Origin of the sequence: Blautia coccoides (assembly GCF_034355335.1) — a bacterium.
Taxonomy (GTDB): domain Bacteria; phylum Bacillota; class Clostridia; order Lachnospirales; family Lachnospiraceae; genus Blautia; species Blautia producta.
In genome coordinates, this window is the sequence record NZ_CP136422.1 from 4,066,648 (window position 1) to 4,083,505 (window position 16,858).

The 16,858-nt window shown below is 45.7% G+C and carries 16 protein-coding genes; 3 read left to right on the forward strand and 13 right to left on the reverse strand.

The window, feature by feature from the left end; translation table 11 throughout:
• Positions 1–28: 28 nt before the first annotated feature.
• The 3 genes from tpiA to gap all read right to left on the reverse strand — a co-directional run bounded on the left by tpiA (position 29) and on the right by gap (position 3,242).
• Positions 29–778 carry a triose-phosphate isomerase gene (gene tpiA / locus BLCOC_RS18290; RefSeq protein WP_018596480.1) on the reverse strand — a complete coding sequence of 250 codons (750 nt, stop codon included), beginning with the start codon at positions 776–778 and terminating at the stop codon, positions 29–31.
• A gap of 90 nt (positions 779–868) precedes the next feature.
• Entirely contained in the window at positions 869–2,062 is a 1,194-nt protein-coding gene (locus BLCOC_RS18295; protein WP_018596481.1) for a phosphoglycerate kinase, read from the reverse strand.
• A gap of 160 nt (positions 2,063–2,222) precedes the next feature.
• Positions 2,223–3,242, reverse strand: a complete 1,020-nt coding sequence (gene gap / locus BLCOC_RS18300; protein ID WP_018596482.1) for a type I glyceraldehyde-3-phosphate dehydrogenase — start codon at positions 3,240–3,242, stop codon at positions 2,223–2,225.
• A 208-nt stretch (positions 3,243–3,450) separates the two neighbouring features.
• Here gap and BLCOC_RS18305 point away from each other — a divergent pair, with 208 nt between their 5' ends.
• Positions 3,451–4,251, forward strand: coding sequence for a histidinol-phosphatase HisJ family protein (locus tag BLCOC_RS18305; RefSeq protein WP_115622990.1), 801 nt, complete (start codon positions 3,451–3,453; stop codon positions 4,249–4,251).
• A 78-nt stretch (positions 4,252–4,329) separates the two neighbouring features.
• Here BLCOC_RS18305 and BLCOC_RS18310 read toward each other — a convergent pair whose 3' ends face one another.
• The 5 genes from BLCOC_RS18310 to BLCOC_RS18330 form a co-directional block, all read right to left on the reverse strand.
• The gene (locus tag BLCOC_RS18310) at positions 4,330–4,977 is read right to left on the reverse strand and encodes a GNAT family N-acetyltransferase (RefSeq protein WP_115622991.1); all 648 of its coding nucleotides are present in this window, start codon (positions 4,975–4,977) and stop codon (positions 4,330–4,332) included.
• Positions 4,978–5,234: 257 nt separating this feature from the next.
• Complete coding sequence (gene mnmA / locus BLCOC_RS18315) at positions 5,235–6,311, reverse strand: tRNA 2-thiouridine(34) synthase MnmA (RefSeq protein ID WP_029468520.1); 1,077 nt, start codon at positions 6,309–6,311, stop codon at positions 5,235–5,237.
• On the reverse strand, positions 6,311–6,748 hold the full coding sequence (gene nifU, locus BLCOC_RS18320) for a Fe-S cluster assembly scaffold protein NifU (protein ID WP_026255593.1): 438 nt from the start codon (positions 6,746–6,748) through the stop codon (positions 6,311–6,313). Before nifU ends, mnmA begins: the two co-directional genes overlap by 1 nt.
• Before the next feature lie 89 nt (positions 6,749–6,837).
• Positions 6,838–8,031 (reverse strand): cysteine desulfurase NifS, encoded by a 1,194-nt coding sequence (nifS, locus tag BLCOC_RS18325; RefSeq protein WP_018596486.1) that lies wholly within the window; start codon positions 8,029–8,031, stop codon positions 6,838–6,840.
• Between the two features lie 12 nt (positions 8,032–8,043).
• A complete protein-coding gene (locus tag BLCOC_RS18330; RefSeq protein ID WP_026255594.1) occupies positions 8,044–8,499 on the reverse strand; it encodes an RrF2 family transcriptional regulator in 456 nt (151 codons plus the stop codon).
• Between the two features lie 163 nt (positions 8,500–8,662).
• On the opposite strand from BLCOC_RS18330, the gene BLCOC_RS18335 reads away from it, so the two are divergent.
• Positions 8,663–9,994, forward strand: coding sequence for a polysaccharide biosynthesis protein (locus BLCOC_RS18335; protein ID WP_115622992.1), 1,332 nt, complete (start codon positions 8,663–8,665; stop codon positions 9,992–9,994).
• A gap of 131 nt (positions 9,995–10,125) precedes the next feature.
• On the forward strand, positions 10,126–11,157 hold the full coding sequence (locus tag BLCOC_RS18340) for a 3-deoxy-7-phosphoheptulonate synthase (RefSeq protein ID WP_018596489.1): 1,032 nt from the start codon (positions 10,126–10,128) through the stop codon (positions 11,155–11,157).
• 106 nt (positions 11,158–11,263) lie between these two features.
• Here the strand turns inward: BLCOC_RS18340 and xerD are convergent, their stop codons facing one another.
• The 5 genes from xerD to recA all read right to left on the reverse strand — a co-directional run bounded on the left by xerD (position 11,264) and on the right by recA (position 16,654).
• A complete protein-coding gene (xerD, locus tag BLCOC_RS18345; RefSeq protein ID WP_018596490.1) occupies positions 11,264–12,148 on the reverse strand; it encodes a site-specific tyrosine recombinase XerD in 885 nt (294 codons plus the stop codon).
• Between the two features lie 278 nt (positions 12,149–12,426).
• Positions 12,427–12,996, reverse strand: a complete 570-nt coding sequence (locus BLCOC_RS18350) for a stage II sporulation protein M (protein WP_018596491.1) — start codon at positions 12,994–12,996, stop codon at positions 12,427–12,429.
• A gap of 192 nt (positions 12,997–13,188) precedes the next feature.
• A complete protein-coding gene (rny, locus tag BLCOC_RS18355; protein ID WP_044953616.1) occupies positions 13,189–14,748 on the reverse strand; it encodes a ribonuclease Y in 1,560 nt (519 codons plus the stop codon).
• A gap of 128 nt (positions 14,749–14,876) precedes the next feature.
• Positions 14,877–15,488 carry a regulatory protein RecX gene (locus BLCOC_RS18360; RefSeq protein ID WP_115622993.1) on the reverse strand — a complete coding sequence of 204 codons (612 nt, stop codon included), beginning with the start codon at positions 15,486–15,488 and terminating at the stop codon, positions 14,877–14,879.
• Positions 15,488–16,654 carry a recombinase RecA gene (recA, locus tag BLCOC_RS18365; protein WP_115622994.1) on the reverse strand — a complete coding sequence of 389 codons (1,167 nt, stop codon included), beginning with the start codon at positions 16,652–16,654 and terminating at the stop codon, positions 15,488–15,490. The genes BLCOC_RS18360 and recA overlap by 1 nt, the downstream gene beginning before the upstream one ends.
• Between the last annotated feature and the right edge of the window lie 204 nt (positions 16,655–16,858).

The following is a 16,858-nucleotide window of genomic DNA, read 5'->3' on the forward strand; positions in this document are numbered from 1 at the left end:
ATTTTTAGCCGAAGCTGCTGCTTCAAAACTATTTATAATTTACGATCTGGCCAAATTCCGCTTTCAGAGAAGCACCGCCTACTAAGCCGCCGTCAATATCGTTCTGAACGAACAGTTCCGGAGCTGTCTTGGCATTTACAGATCCGCCGTACTGGATACGGATGGCTTCTGCAGTAGCTTCATCATATACTTCAGCGATGCACGCACGGATTCCTGCACAAACTTCCTGTGCCTGCTCCGTGGTAGCTGTCTTACCTGTTCCAATAGCCCAGATAGGCTCATATGCGATAACTGCTGTCTTAGCCTGGTCTGCTGTCACGCCCTGGAAGCCTACTTTAACCTGCTGACGGATAAAGTCCATGGTCACACCCTGTTCTCTCTGCTCCAGAGTCTCACCGCAGCACATGATTGGAGTGATTCCATGCTCAAATGCTTTCAGCATTTTTTTGTTTACTGTCTCACTGGTCTCTGCGAAGTATTCTCTTCTCTCAGAATGGCCTAAAACAACATATTTAACACCTGCATCTGTGAGCATGCCCGGAGCGATCTCGCCTGTGTAGGCACCTTTCTCCTCATAGTACATATTCTCAGCGCCAACCTGGATATTTGTGCCTTTGCAGGCCTCAACTACCGGAATGATATCAATAGCCGGTACACAGAATACTACGTCCACTTCTTCGTTTGCTACCAGAGGTTTTAATGTGTTCACTAATTCAACTGCTTCACTGGGAGTCATGTTCATCTTCCAGTTACCAGCAACAATTTTTCTTCTTGCCATGTTTGGATTTCCTTCTTTCTATTATTCATAAGAACAGGTTTTTGCGTCCCATTCTCTCCTCCCGCGGGCCATGAGCCAAAGCCGGGAATCTTATTTATCGTTAGCTGCTGCCACACCCGGCAGTTCTTTACCCTCTAAGAATTCCAGGGAAGCTCCGCCTCCTGTGGAAATGTGGGTCATCTTGTCGCCATATCCCAGGATATTAACGGCTGCTGCAGAGTCACCGCCGCCGATAATGGTGGTAGCGTCTGTGTCCGCCAGTGCTTTTGCAACTGCTTCTGTACCATGAGCAAAATTCGGCATCTCGAAACATCCCATAGGTCCGTTCCATACAACAGTCTTGGCATCTTTAACAGCCTCGCAGAAAATTTTCTCTGTCTCAGGTCCAATGTCCATGCCTTCCCAGCCATCCGGGATCTCACCGCGTTTTGCGACCTGGATATTACAGTCATTGGAGAAATCATCACCAATACGGTTGTCCACCGGCAGTAAAAGCTTCACGCCTTTTTCCTCTGCCTTTTTCATCATATCCAGTGCATACTGCAGATAATCATCCTCACAGAGAGAAGTTCCGATGTGTCCGCCCATTGCTTTTGAGAAGGTGTAGGACATTCCGCCACCAATGATCAGGGTATCCACCTTATCCAGCAGATTGTTGATAACAGAAATTTTGCTGGAAACTTTAGCTCCGCCCAGAATTGCAACAAAAGGTCTCTTAGGATTGTCCACTGCATTTCCCAGGAAATCAATTTCTTTCTGCATCAGATAGCCGACAACTGCGGTATCTACAAACTGTGTCACACCAACATTGGAACAATGTGCTCTGTGGGCAGTACCAAATGCGTCATTTACAAATACATCGCACAGAGATGCCAGCTCTTTGCTGAATGCCTCTCCGTTCTTTGTCTCTTCTGCACGGTAACGTGTATTCTCCAGTAAAACAACATCTCCGTCTTTCATTGCCTCAACAGCTGCTTTTGCATTTGGTCCCACAACTTCCGGATCAGCCGCAAATTTCACTTCCTGTCCCAGCAGTTCTGTCATTCTCTCGGCAACAGGTGCCAGAGACAATTCCGGTTTTGCTTCTCCCTTAGGTTTGCCCAGGTGAGAGCACAGGATTACTTTTCCGCCGTCAGCGATCAGCTTCTTGATCGTAGGAAGGGCTGCCACCAGACGGTTTTCATCTGTGATCTTACCGTCCTGAAGGGGAACGTTGAAATCACAGCGGACTAAAACTTTTTTTCCTTTTACGTTGATGTCATCAACTGATTTCTTGTTGAGCATTGGATGATGCCTCCTTTAATATTTGTTCTGTAACTGTTCGGTACCCTTACAGTTACCTTTGTTCTTATTAAATAATACTTCCCAATTATTGTCATGATTAGACGAAAGGAGTCCGGTCCAAAACAGACCGGACCCTTTAATGAGTCTTTATTCTCAATAATTATTTCTCTAATAATTTTCCGAAGTATTTGATTGTTCTTACCATCTGGCTTGTGTAAGAATTCTCATTGTCATACCAGGAAATAACCTGTACTTCTGTTGTGCCATTGTCTAACGGCAGAACCATTGTCTGAGTTGCATCGAACAGAGAACCGTATTTCATACCGATGATGTCGCTGGATACGATCTCATCTGTATTGTATCCGAAGGACTCTGTAGCCTGCTCTTTCATGATTGCGTTAACCTGATCTACTGTTACAGTTCCGTCAACAACTGCTGTCAGAATTGTAGTAGAACCTGTCGGGGTCGGAACACGCTGAGCAGATCCGATCAGTTTGCCGTTCAGTTCCGGAATAACCAGGCCGATTGCTTTTGCAGCACCTGTGCTGTTAGGAACGATATTAACTGCAGCTGCGCGGGATCTTCTTAAATCACCTTTTCTCTGCGGTCCGTCCAGTGTCATCTGATCGCCTGTGTAAGCGTGGATTGTGCACATAATACCGGATTTGATCGGAGCCAGGTCGTTTAATGCTTTTGCCATCGGAGCCAGGCAGTTTGTTGTACAAGAAGCTGCGGAGATGATATTGTCATCTTTTGTCAGGGTCTCATGGTTTACATTGTAAACGATGGTAGGAAGGTCGTTGCCAGCCGGAGCGGAGATAACAACTTTCTTAGCGCCTGCTTTGATATGAGCTTCTGCTTTGTCTTTGGATGTATAGAAACCTGTACATTCCAGAACAACATCTACACCGATTTCTCCCCAAGGAAGTTCTTCAGCTTTTGCTTTTGCGTAGATTTTGATCTCTTTTCCATCAACAGTGATGGAATCTTCACCTGCTGTTACTGTATCGCCAAGTGCATATCTTCCCTGTGTAGAGTCATATTTCAGTAAGTGAGCTAACATTGTCGGAGATGTTAAATCATTGATCGCTACGATTTCAAATCCTTCTGCTCCAAACATCTGTCTGAAAGCAAGACGTCCAATACGTCCAAATCCATTGATTGCTACTTTTACTGCCATGTTATTCATTCCTCCTAAAAGTGTTTGTATTCCGTGAGGTTTCTATTAAGATTGTTAAAGAAACATCAACCTATTTGATATTGTACCTAATCTGGGACAAAAATTCAAGCATAAAATGAAAAATCGTACCAGTTTTACATTCTCTTTATGTACATTTCCGCTTCTTTCCTATATAATTAGGGCAGCAAAAGAAAAGGAGATGTCATCTATGTACGCAGATTTTCACATGCACACATCATTTTCCAGCGACAGCGAAGCCCCAATGGAACACATGATCCTCAGTGCCATTCACAAAAATGTGCCGGGGATTTGTTTTACCGAACATATGGATTTTGATTTTCCTCCGGGGGAATTTGACTTTTTCGTGGATATGCCGTCCTATCAGCAGAAGCTTATGGAACTCCGGGAGAAGTATAAGGATAAAATAGAGATAAATTTCGGCATTGAGCTTGGACTTCAGCCCCATTTGACAGGAAAACTGCCGTCCTTTGCAGCCAGTTATCCCTTTGACTTTGTCATCGGCTCCGTACATGTGGCAGACGGGTGTGACCCCTATGACCGGATATTTTTTGATAACCGCAGCGAGGAGGAGGCCTACCGCAGTTATTTTACCTGCCTTTTGGAAAACCTGAAGGTTCTCTCCTGCTACGACGTATGCGGCCATATTGACTATGTGGTGCGCTACGGTCCCAACCGCAATCTGTACTACTCCTATGAAAAATACAGGGATATCCTGGATGAGATCCTTCACGTCCTGGTACAAAAAGGTATCGGCCTGGAGTGCAACACAGCAGGCTTTAAATATGGTCTCGGCCATCCCAATCCCACAGAAAAAATTCTGATTCGATATAGGGAACTGGGAGGTGAAATCCTGACGCTTGGCTCTGACGCCCATGCGCCAGAACATATCGCCTACGATTTTGAACGGGCAGGAACACTTTTAAAGGAATGCGGCTTTCAATACTATACTGTTTTTAAGAACAGAAAGCCGGAATTTCTTCCTCTGTGAGAAGACTTCCGGCTTTAAAAGGAATCGGGGGATTGCTGCTGCCGTGTGGTGTGGAGCTGCCTCTCCCCCTGCCTTTCTTTACATCCATTTCACCTGGCTGTGATATACAAGCTTTGGAATAATGGTACGGTAAATGCTGTCCAATTCTTCCCTGCAGCGCATGTTTCTTGGTTCTTCCTGCGTCATGCAGGAGGTCTTTCCTAATATTCTGTACTCCACTCCGAAGAGGCGGCAGACATTTTTGGAATCAAAAAATCCATTCTTTTCATAAAAACGGATTCTTCTTCTGCGAACCTGCTTTTCCGTCTCATCTGCCGCAAAGGATGGGTCCTCAGATTCTACCATTATCGTATATTCCCGCTCATTCGCCGTAGATTCCATGTTTTCCCCTGTACCCAGTAGTTTGGAGTGCAGGGTATTTTTCTCCTCAAGTATATTTTGAAGGGCTGAGAGACACGCGCTTCCATACCCCCTGTCTCTCAGGGATGGCAGCACAGCCAGGTAATCGATCAGATATGCCCTGCCTGAAGGAGCCTTTATCAAAAAGGCATATCCTGTCAGTTCATCTTTATCATAAAATCCGTATCCCTCCCCTCTCTTCTGTTGGATCAGGCTCAGAATACTCTTCAGAGGTTTGAGTTCTGACCTTGGAAAATCTATCTTCATATAGGTTTTATATACATATCGGATGCTCTCCTCATCCAGTCGTTCTGCTCTTACCTTCATATTTGACCATACCTCCCATTCGGCTCATCCTTTTTCTTAGCGGTATACCGGTATTCAGACATCCTGTTCTCTGCAGTACATATCATGATTTTAGACCGCCCTGTTGTCTGCCGTATACTCTATATTTCAAAAAACATTTTCTGCACAGGAATGTAAAAAATGCCCGGGAAACAGGCCGCATAACAGTCTGTTTACCAGGCATATCCATCTCTGGAGCCATTATAATATTAATTACTGCCTCGGCTGCATATTCGCCGCTATAATATAATACCGCCCCCGGCTACATATTCTCCGTCATAAAAGACAACTGCCTGTCCGGGTGTAATGGCTCTTTGCGGTTCATCAAATATGACACGGATCCTATCCTCGTCCTCCCTGTGGATAACAGCAGACGCGCCTCTGTGATTATATCTGATTTTCGCCATGACACGCATATCTTCTTTCAGGTCGGGAATGGACATAAAATTGATCCTGTCACAGACCAGCTCCCTTTTGAACAGGTCCTCATTTTCCCCGATCACCACCTCATTGCTCTCGGGGCGGATCTCTGTCACGAAGACCGGATGTCCCATTGCCAGATTGAGGCCTTTTCTCTGACCAATGGTATAGTGGGTGATCCCTTTATGGCGGCCAATGACTGTCCCGTCCTCCAGCACATAGTTTCCCTCTTTAATTTTATGTTCTGTATTCTCTTCTATAAATCCGGCATAATCCTTATCCGGTACAAAGCAAATTTCCTGGCTGTCCTTTTTTTTGGCTACAGGAAGACCGATCTGTTCTGCAATTTTTCTAATTTCATCTTTTTCATAGACTCCCACAGGCATCAGTGTATGGGAGAGCTGGTGCTGGGTCAGATTGTACAACGCATATGTCTGGTCTTTCCCAGTGGCATCTGACATTTTTAGAGAGTATCTTCCGCTCTCTGTCCGGACAATCTTGGCGTAGTGGCCTGTCGCAATATAGTCCGCGCCGATTTCTATACTCCTCTTTAAGAGAGATTCCCATTTCACATAACGGTTGCAGGCAATACATGGATTTGGAGTGCGGCCATCCAGATATTCCCCGATGAAATAGTCGATGACATTTTCCTTGAATTCATTTTTGAAATTCATCACGTAATAGGGAATCTCCAGCATGTTTGCCACTCTTCTGGCATCGTCTACTGCACTCAAACCGCAGCAGCCTCCGTTTTCTTCCTGTGCTGCATTGTCCTCATCCTGCCAAATCTGCATGGTGACTCCAATGACATCATATCCCTGTTCCTTCAGCAGATAGGCCGCCACAGAGGAGTCCACACCACCGGACATCCCCACAACTACCTTCTTTTTTTCCATTAATAGTCTTCCTCTTCTTCCTCTTCGGAGATATCGCTCTTCGGCTTATCCAGGCCCTCGATCTTGATCCCGTGCTTTTCAGCATAGTCCCAGAGTGCTGCGTGAATAGCCTCCTCCGCAAGCAGAGAACAGTGTACTTTTACAGGGGGAAGTCCGTCAAGAGCTTCCATAACTGCTTTATTTGTCACCTGCAGAGCTTCCTGGATCGTTTTTCCCTTTACAAGCTCTGTAGCCATACTGCTGGTTGCCACTGCAGCGCCGCAGCCGAAGGTTTTGAATTTACAGTCATGAATAATACCGTTGTCGTCAATATCCAGATACATTCTCATGATGTCCCCGCATTTTGCATTGCCTACGGTTCCGACACCGCTGGCGCCCTCAATCTCTCCTACGTTTCTTGGGTTCTGAAAATGGTCCATAACTTTTTCACTGTACATAATATATTTCCTCCATAATTTGTCATTTTCTAACTATTCAGGGTTCTCATGCGGCATCCGTGATACATTTCCTGCCGCCTTATATTGTATTACGCTCTGTTCTGTTTCTGTTTTTTAACGAAATCTTCATATAATGGGGAGAGTTCACGCAGACGGTTCACAATCTCCTTGATCTGATCCAGTGTATAATCCAGGTCCTCTTTTGTGGTTTCCTCGCTGATGGTCATTCTGAGAGAACCGTGGGCGATCTCATGAGGCAGGCCGATAGCCAGCAGTACATGGGACGGATCCAGAGAACCTGAGGTACATGCCGAACCGCTTGATGCTGCGATTCCCTTCATATCCAGCATGATAAGAAGAGACTCACCCTCTATGAACTGGAAGCTCACGTTAATGTTGTTTGGCAGACGTCTCTTTGCATCGCCGTTCAGACGTACATAGGGGATTTCCTTTAAAATCCTGCCGATAAAGTAATCCCTGAGTTCTATCTCTTTCCTTGTGCGCTCCTCCATAGTTCTGGCTGCGCGCTCTGCTGCCACACCATATCCCACAATAGCGGGTACATTCTCCGTGCCTGCTCTTCTCTTTCTCTCCTGGGCGCCGCCGTGAACAAAGCTGCGGATTTTTACACCTTTACGGATATATAAGAAGCCGATTCCCTTTGGTCCGTTGATCTTATGGCCGCTGGAGCTTAACATGTCGATGTTCATCTCATCCACATCGATGGGAACCTGTCCGAATGCCTGTACCGCATCTGTGTGGAATAAAATGCCGTGTTCCTTGGCGATCATTCCGATCTCTTTGATGGGCTGTATAGCACCGATCTCGTTGTTGGCAAACATAACGGAAATCAAAATAGTCTCCGGAGTGATTGCTTTTAACAGATCATCTATTTTAACAATACCGTTTTCATCCACATCCAGATATGTCACCTTTGCGCCGCGCTTTTCCAGATATTCACAGGTGTGCAGAATTGCATGATGCTCAATTTTCGTGGTGATGATATGGTTTCCTTTACTTTTATATGCCTCAAATGCTGCTTTCAGTGCCCAGTTATCGGCCTCACTGCCGCCTGCGGTAAAATAAATCTCCTCTGACTTGGCACCCAGAACCTCTGCGATCTGTCCCCTTGCCTTGTTGATGGCTTCTTTGCTTCTCTGACCAATCTCATAGATGCTGGATGGGTTTCCGTAGCTTTCCGTGAAGTACGGAAGCATGGCATCTACAACCTCCTGCGCTGTTTTTGTTGTTGCTGCATTATCCAGATATATTGTTGTCTTCATATTTTCTCTCTCCTAATTGTCACATTTTTGCACCTGAATCTGCCCTTTATCCCGCATTTTGCGGCTTTCCTCAACGAGCTGGTCCAGCATGATGGAATCTACAGTTTCTTTTATACTACTATTGATACGCTGCCATACATAACGGGTAACGCATAAATCTGCACCCTGACAGCTATGTTTTTCTCCTCCATTACAGGTAACGGCATCCAGGCTTCCCTCCAGTGCCCGAAGAACGTCTCCTACGGATATCTCTCCGGCAGGTCTGGCAAGCTTATATCCGCCCTGTGCGCCGCGGACGCTCACAACCAACCCGGCACTCTTTAATTTGCGCACCAGCTGTTCCAGATAACTGTCCGAAATATTCTGCCGTGTCGCAATGCTCTGTATGGAAACAGCCTCAGATTCACTGTATAAAGCCAGATCGATCAAGGCTCTCAAGCCGTACCTTCCTTTGGTTGATAATTTCAAATCATCACCATCCTTTTTAAATTCCGACTGTTTTACTCGGATTTAATTGTAGAATATCATTCTTATCCTGTTCTGTCAAGATGCTTTTTGGAATATATTGTGAAAAAGACTATAAGAGTTACTATGGCACTCTCTGTGTATAGTCACTTATAAAGGACTTCTTATGGATAACAAACATATTTTACTGAAAGGAACACTCATCCTGACCCTGGCCGGCTTCCTGACAAAAATCCTTGGGTTTCTCTATAGAATATTCCTGTCGCAGACAATTGGTGCACAGGGGATGGGAATCTATCAGCTAATCTTCCCTATCCACACCCTCTGTTTTGCACTGACAGTGGGAGGGATCCAGACAGCCATATCCCGATTCGTGGCTGCACGGGTAGCCCTGAAGGATGAACAGGGCGCCCGCGACATTTTTTTGATCGCCACTTCCCTGTCCATGGTCATATCCTTTGCTGTCACCTTTTTACTGTACCGCCATGCCTCCTGGTTTGCTGTACATATCCTGTTGGAGGAGGAGTGCACAGACCTGCTTCGCGTCTCCTCCCTGTCAATTCCCATGGGTACCTTTCATTCCTGTGCCTATGGCTACTATATCGCCAGGAAAAAAACAGGAATTCCGGCCTGGTCTCAGCTTGTGGAACAGACAGCCCGCATGAGTGCCACCTATCTTCTGTATCTTGTATGGACCGGGGAAGGCCACCCGCTCACACCTATGCTGGCGGTGGTGGGACTTTTCGCCGGCGAGTTGGTATCCATGCTGTTCTCCCTGCTTTTCATTTTGTGGGATTACAGAAAGTATCATTACCAGATCAGCAATATCCATGCGCCCGGAAAGGATTTAAAAGACATAGTCTCCCTTTCCCTGCCGCTCACCGGAAACCGGCTTTTTATCAATATCCTGCACAGCATGGAGTCCGTTCTGATACCGGGCCATCTGCGGCTATTCGGAATGGACAGCGCTTCTGCCCTCTCTGTCTATGGTGTGCTGAACGGTATGGCGCTGCCGCTCATACTCTTTCCCTCTGCCATCACCAATGCAGTCTCAGCCATGCTCCTGCCCTCCGTGGCGGAAAATCAGGCAGTGGGAAATTACAAAAAAATACGGAATCTTATTTTCACCACAACCCGCTACTGCCTGCTGCTGGGATTTCTCTCCACAGCCATCTTTTATTTTACCGGGGATTTTATGGGGCTGTTTTTATTTAAAAATGAATTTGCGGGAACTTTTATCAAAACACTGTCCTTTATCTGCCCCTGTCTGTATCTCTCCAGCACACTCAGCGGTATCCTGAACGGCTTAGGGGAAACAGGGAAATATTTTGCCCAGAATCTACTGGGGCTTTCTATACGTCTGCTATTTGTCTTCTTTGTGATCCCGCGTTTCGGAATTCTGGGATATCTGTGGGGTCTGCTGATCAGTGAGCTGGCAATTACCCTTCTCACTCTGTTTTTCTTAAAAGACTACATGAAAGCAGCGCCGGGTGAATAGACCCGACGCCGTTTATCCTTTATCACTTAAACGCATAAACGCTTTAAAGCAAAAAATTACTCAAAACTGTCGACAACTGGAAGGTTTTGTATTATAATAGTCAACTAGAAAGTCAAACAAAGGAGATAACTATGAGCTTCAAATTCGTAAAACAGCTTCCCTCTCCGGACGAGATCAAAGCGCAGGCACCTGTGTCCGAAGAGTTGAAACAGATAAAAGCTAAAAGAGATAAAATGATCTGCGATGTCATCACCGGTGCTTCTGACAAGTTTCTTGTCATCGTCGGCCCCTGTTCCGCAGACAATGAAGATTCTGTATGTGATTACACCAACCGCCTTGCCCAACTTCAGGACAAAGTGGAGGACCGCCTGGTGCTGGTTCCCCGTATCTATACCAACAAACCGCGTACCACCGGTGAGGGTTACAAAGGCATGCTCCATCAGCCTGACCCGGAGGCAAAACCAGATGTACTGGCAGGTATTCTGGCGATCCGCCATATGCATATCCGTTCTCTGCAGGAGACGGGCCTTAGTTCCGCGGACGAGATGCTCTACCCGGATAATTATCACTACCTGTCCGATCTGCTCTCCTACGTGGCCATCGGCGCCCGCTCCGTGGAAAATCAGGAACACCGCCTCATGGTAAGCGGACTGGATGTTCCCGTTGGCATGAAAAATCCCACCAGCGGTGATTTTTCCGTTATGCTCAACTCCGTAGTAGCAGCCCAGCAGGGACACGATTTCATCTCCAGAGGATGGGAGGTCAAAACAGAGGGGAATCCTCTTACCCACACTATCCTGCGCGGTGCGGTAAACAAGCACGGCAACACACTGCCCAACTACCATTACGAAGATCTGCAGCTTCTCCTGGAAATGTACAATGACCGGGATCTGGAAAACCCGGCTGTTATCATTGATGCCAATCATGCAAACTCCGGCAAAAAATATGAGCAGCAGGTCAGAATCGTAAAAGAGGTGCTGCACAGCCGTCTGGTCTCCCGTGATATCCGCCACCTGGTGAAAGGTGTCATGATCGAAAGCTATCTGGTCTCCGGCTGCCAGAAAATCGGTCCAGACCATATCTACGGAAAATCCATCACAGACCCATGTCTTGGCTGGGAAGAGACTGAGAAGCTCCTCTACACCATTGCAGAACTGTGTTAAGCAAAAAGGCATTTGTCCCCGAATTTCATTTTCGGAGGCAAATGCCTTTTTTGTGAAAAGGATCCCAAAAAGAAAGGACCCGAAAACTCATCTCTTTTCAGGTCCTCTATTTTCTTGGATGCGCTTTCAAATACACATCTCTGATCTTATTCACATTCATATTCAAATAAATCTGGGTTGTAGAGATATCGGAATGTCCCAGCATCTCTTGTACACTCTTCAGATCCGCACCGTTCTGTACCAGATGGGCCGCAAAAGAATGCCGCAGCGTATGCGGTGTTATGTCCTGCTGGATTCCGGCAGATGCGGCATAGGTCTTCAAAACCTTCCAAAAACCCTGTCGGCTCATAGGTTTTCCGGAACAATTAACAAACAGGCAGTCGCTTTCTTTATGGTTTAAAAGCTCCTCCCTTGCCTGCTCCAGATACTCTCTCACCGCCTTTTTCGCCGCGCTCCCAAAAGGTATTACCCTTTCCTTTTCGCTGGCTTCACAGGTGATATATCCCAATTTTAAATTAATATTTTCCAGTTTCAATCCAATAAGCTCACTCACCCGGATACCTGTTGCATATAAAAGCTCCAACATGGCTTTATCCCGGACCCCCTTGGCTGTATTTTCTTTAGGCTGGTTCAACAGCAAATCGACTTCTTCTACAGTAAGAATCCCAGGCATCTTTTTCTCGATCTTAGGCGCCTTCAATATGTCTGCCGGGTTCTCCGAAAGCAGCCCATGCTGACAGCAATATTGAAAAAAAGCACGCATAGACGCAATACTCCTGGAAATGGTGGAGGCAGCAAATCGCTCCCGCTCCAGATACATCTCATAAGAATTCAGAGTCGTGGCAGTCACATCCTGAACTCTGTCCACTCCTTCACTCCGCAGAAACTGTTCCATCTTTCGCAAATCCCGCTCATAGGATACTTCTGTATTTTTGGAAGTGCCTTTGGTGTTATGTAAATAGGCTATAAACTCTTCAATCTCGCACTTCATGTATGATTATCCCTCGTTATGTTATTTCATTCCGCATTCCAAGTCCAAAAAAACGCTCAGAACAATACAGCAGTGAGACTGCTGCTAAATGTAAAAGGCCATACCTTTCCAAATCATAATGAAATTATATATCAACTTCCATAGAAAAAGCAAACGGATTTTTCCAAAGTTTTTCTTGTTTTTCAGGCTTTTTTTACATTTACACAACATATCGAAAAAGCTCTATTTATGTCTACCAGATGTGGTGAATTTGTAATTGTTAATATTTTGTTAATTTTTCATAAAAACCTCTCAATCACAAAGCTCAGCACATTTTGGTTGACATAACTTTCCATAAAAAGGGCAAGCAGGAATAATATACCAATTCCCGTCATAAAAAACAGATATGCTCTGTAATCTGCTTTCACCCGGATTCCCTTCCCCCAATACTTCTGGCTCATCTGCACAATAAAGAAAAAAAACAACAGTACAGAGGGCACATAAAAAAGCCCCTGTGGAAAAAAGCAGGCGAGCGCCGCGCCAATCCCCCGAATCCCATACTCCATCAAAAAAACTGTCATAAGATTTCCGCCCAAAAAGCCCAGCCACAGCAGTCCCCCCAGCACCAAAGGAATACCGAAAGGTGTAACCCCGCTTACCATATACAGCAGAAACCAAACTCCTCTTTTTTCAAACAGCCGCAAAAAAATCCCGCTGCCCGAAATACTGCCCGCCGCCCTGTCTGCCAGATAAACCCCAAGCAAACTGGTCTGATACCCTGCATAATTCCGCAAAAAATTACTACACAGCACCCCCGCTAAAAATCCTCCCAAATACAGAAGGAAAAACACATTCAAATATTTTTTCATGATCTCACCCTATATATTCTATGCCCCGCCCCATACAATTAGTACGTCTCTCCCAAGGCCGCCGGTTCCGTCACCGCAAATGCTGCTCCCCTGCTATGCTGCTTCACTCGTCATCCGTACAACAAAAAATGCAGAACCCCGCAATGATATAAATAAAATCATTGCAGCATTCTGCATATCTGTCAGTCCAGCCTATTTTGCGTAATCTACAACACGGCTCTCCCGAATTACATTAACCTTAATCTGTCCCGGATACTCCAGTTCAGCTTCAATCTGTTTTGAAATATTCCGTGCCAGCAGCACCATATCGGAATCCGTTACATGTTCCGGCACTACCATCACTCGAATCTCCCTACCTGCCTGAATAGCAAAAGATTTGTCCACTCCTTTGAAAGAGTTTGTTATGTCTTCTAATTGTTTTAATCTGTTGGTATATGTTTCTAAAGTTTCTCTTCTAGCACCAGGTCTCGCTGCGCTGATCGCATCAGCAGCCTGTACAATACAAGCCACCAGTGATGTGGGTTCCGTGTCCCCATGATGGGATTCCACGGCGTTGATAACCACCTGGGACTCTTTATATTTTCTACATAAGTCAGCACCAATCTGAATATGGGAACCTTCCACTTCATGATCGATGGATTTTCCGATGTCATGTAACAGACCTGCACGTTTTGCCATGCGAATGTCTGTCCCAACTTCACCCGCCAAAAGGCCGGCAAGCTGTGCCACCTCAATAGAATGCTTTAATGCATTCTGGCCGTAGCTGGAGCGGAATTTCATACGTCCCAGCAGACGGATCAATTCCGGATGAATACCGTGTACGCCAACTTCCAGGGCAGCGGATTCACCTTCTTCTCTCATCATGGTCTCTACTTCTTTTTGTGCCTTTTCCACCATCTCTTCGATTCTGGCCGGATGAATTCTTCCGTCCACAATCAGTTTTTCCAGCGCTATACGTGCTACTTCACGCCGGATCGGATCGAAACCGGACAATACGACTGCTTCCGGGGTATCATCAATAATGAGATCCACACCCGTAAGTGTTTCCAAAGTTCGGATATTGCGTCCTTCCCTACCGATAATACGGCCTTTCATTTCATCGCTTGGAAGCTGTACAACGGAAATTGTAGCTTCCGATACATGGTCTGCCGCACATTTCTGAATGGCTGTCACCACATATTCCTTGGCCTTCTTATCGGCTTCCTCTTTTGCTTTGCTCTCCAATTCCTTGTAGAGCTTCGCAGTGTCAATTTTTACTTCGTCCTCAACAGTTTTTAACAAATAATCTTTTGCTTGTTCGGAGGTAAGACCGGAAATTCTTTCCAGCTCTTGTACTCTCTGGTCATGTAATTCATCGACTTTCTTTTCTTTCTTTTTAAGCTCAGTTTCTTTTGCTGTATAATCTGCTTCTCGTTTTTCCAGGGCATCGGCCTTCTTGTCCACTGCTTCTTCTCTGGATAAAACACGCTTCTCATACTTCTGAAGTTCTGCACGTCTCTCTTTTGTCTCTTTCTCCAACTCGTTTTTCGTACGGAGATTTTCTTCTTTTGCTTCTAAGAGAGCTTCTCGCTTCTTCGTTTCCGCAGTTTTCAATGCTTCATCTATAATGCTTCTTGCTTTTACTTCTGCTGTTCCGATAGTTTCAGCGTCTTTTTCAGTTTTTTTCTTAACTGAAATGTTGGCTGTAACAGGAACCGCAATCAGCAGCGTGATTACCACAGCAACAATTGCAACTATTACATAGATTGCCACAGGAGCACCTCCTTATTTAGTTTTCATTGTACAAATACAACAGTTTAATTTTATACTGTTTTTACTGAAAAGTCAACATAAAACCTATTTTTCTAAAAGACAAGTATGTGTAATCTGTCCAAGATTTTTCAGCAAAAATCCTCTTTTTCTTTTAATACGGACAAAATATCAGAGGAGGAAAAACCTTTTCTCATTAAGAAGCCGTAAATCCTCTGCCGTTCCTTGTCATCCATGGGGCCGTCACCCCTTCTTTTTTTCCTCACCAATTCCCGGATCGTATCCCTGCAGTCGTCCAGATCGGCTTCCTCCAGAACTTCCTCTATAATGCTTCTGTCCACACCTTTTTGAGCCAGTTCCATCTTCAGTCTTGCTTTTCCTCTGCCCTGCTTTTTATATTCCACATAGTGCCGGGCATATCTTTTGTCATCCAGATACCCAAAGGACGTTACATACTCCAGCGCCGCGTCAACAGCCTCTCTTGGATACTCACTTGACTGAAGCTTTTTCTCCAGTTCTGCCCTGGTCCGGTCCATACTCTCCAAAAGATGCATGGCCCGCAGCTTGGCTCGTTTTGTGAGCACCTGTCCCACAAGCTCCTCATAAACCGTCCCTGAGAGTTCATGACCTTCTTTTATTCCATAGCGAGACAGCTCGCCTTTGTACACAACAAAGGCGGGCTGTCCGTCAAGTTCAATTCTGTATTTTTGTTTTGTTACAGCCTGTATTTTAGTGACAAGCATTATACTTCCTCATTTTCTTTTTTTGCACGCTGGGCGCCAGGTATCTCTGCTGCCTTCATTTCCGGTGCTTTCATATCCTGGGCTTTCGCATCAGAAGCTTTTGCTGCAGCGGCTTTGTCATCAGCTTTTTTTTCTTTTATATCTTTACTGCTCTCTTCTTCCGTCTTTCCCTCCAGAAGTCCGTAATGTTCCCGGACTTTTGCTTCCACTTCATCTGCTATTTCCGGGTTTTCATTTAAATACTGCTTTGCATTCTCACGTCCCTGGCCAATCTTTCCATCCTTATAGGCATACCAGGCACCGCTCTTATTTATGATTCCCAGACTGGCAGCCAGATCCAGAATATCTCCTGCTTTTGAGATTCCCTGACCGAACATAATATCAAATTCAGCCTCCTTAAAAGGAGGTGCGATCTTATTCTTAACCACTTTGATCCTGGTACGGTTGCCCACGATCTCACCGCCCTGCTTCAGAGCCTCGATCCTTCTGACATCCAAACGGATGGAGGAATAGAATTTCAGGGCACGTCCGCCTGTAGTGGTCTCCGGATTACCGAACATTACGCCGACTTTCTCACGGAGCTGATTGATAAAGATAACAATACAGTTGGATTTACTGATAACAGCCGTCAGCTTACGGAGCGCCTGGGACATAAGACGTGCCTGCAGGCCTACATGGGCATCGCCCATATCCCCCTCTATCTCAGCTCTTGGTACCAGAGCAGCAACAGAGTCCACAATCACAATGTCCACGGCACCGGAACGCACCATCGTCTCTGTGATCTCCAGGGCCTGTTCTCCATTATCCGGCTGTGAAATATAGAGGTTGTCTACATCCACGCCGATATTTCTGGCATACGCAGGATCCAGGGCATGCTCTGCATCAATAAAACCGGCAATTCCACCTCTCTTCTGTACTTCAGCCACCATGTGCAGTGCCACGGTGGTCTTACCACTGGATTCCGGTCCATAAACCTCTACGATCCTTCCCTTGGGAATTCCGCCCAGGCCTAACGCTATATCAAGACTCAGAGAACCTGTCGGCACAGTCTCCACATTCATATGTACGGATGAATCGCCCAGTTTCATAACAGAACCTTTTCCAAACTGCTTCTCGATCTGTCCCAGAGCCGCGTCCAGGGCTTTCAATTTATCTTCTTTGACCATTTATAATCTCCTTTATTTGCTCCTTCTTAAGTAACCATTCCACAAGTCTGTGCATATCCTGTGCTGACTGTGGGAAAACGCTTCTACGAACTTATGTTCGTATTCCTTTTATCATAATAGTACACTTTTTGTTCCTTGTCAACTGTTATTTTCCTGCCTGCAATACGCATCACATCCTTTCTGCGCGTTCTTTTTACAATGGGA

Coding starts and splice junctions, on each gene's coding strand:
- tpiA (WP_018596480.1), bottom strand. CDS start 778: ATGGCAAGAAGAAAAATTGTTGCTGGTAACTGGAAGATGAACATGACT.
- BLCOC_RS18350 (WP_018596491.1), bottom strand. CDS start 12,996: ATGAAAAAATATTTGAATGTGTTTTTCCTTCTGTATTTGGGAGGATTT.
- gap (WP_018596482.1), bottom strand. CDS start 3,242: ATGGCAGTAAAAGTAGCAATCAATGGATTTGGACGTATTGGACGTCTT.
- BLCOC_RS18360 (WP_115622993.1), bottom strand. CDS start 15,488: ATGCTTGTCACTAAAATACAGGCTGTAACAAAACAAAAATACAGAATT.
- BLCOC_RS18340 (WP_018596489.1), top strand. CDS start 10,126: ATGAGCTTCAAATTCGTAAAACAGCTTCCCTCTCCGGACGAGATCAAA.
- BLCOC_RS18335 (WP_115622992.1), top strand. CDS start 8,663: ATGGATAACAAACATATTTTACTGAAAGGAACACTCATCCTGACCCTG.
- xerD (WP_018596490.1), bottom strand. CDS start 12,148: ATGAAGTGCGAGATTGAAGAGTTTATAGCCTATTTACATAACACCAAA.
- nifS (WP_018596486.1), bottom strand. CDS start 8,031: ATGAAGACAACAATATATCTGGATAATGCAGCAACAACAAAAACAGCG.
- BLCOC_RS18295 (WP_018596481.1), bottom strand. CDS start 2,062: ATGCTCAACAAGAAATCAGTTGATGACATCAACGTAAAAGGAAAAAAA.
- recA (WP_115622994.1), bottom strand. CDS start 16,654: ATGGTCAAAGAAGATAAATTGAAAGCCCTGGACGCGGCTCTGGGACAG.
- BLCOC_RS18305 (WP_115622990.1), top strand. CDS start 3,451: ATGTACGCAGATTTTCACATGCACACATCATTTTCCAGCGACAGCGAA.
- nifU (WP_026255593.1), bottom strand. CDS start 6,748: ATGTACAGTGAAAAAGTTATGGACCATTTTCAGAACCCAAGAAACGTA.
- BLCOC_RS18310 (WP_115622991.1), bottom strand. CDS start 4,977: ATGAAGGTAAGAGCAGAACGACTGGATGAGGAGAGCATCCGATATGTA.
- mnmA (WP_029468520.1), bottom strand. CDS start 6,311: ATGGAAAAAAAGAAGGTAGTTGTGGGGATGTCCGGTGGTGTGGACTCC.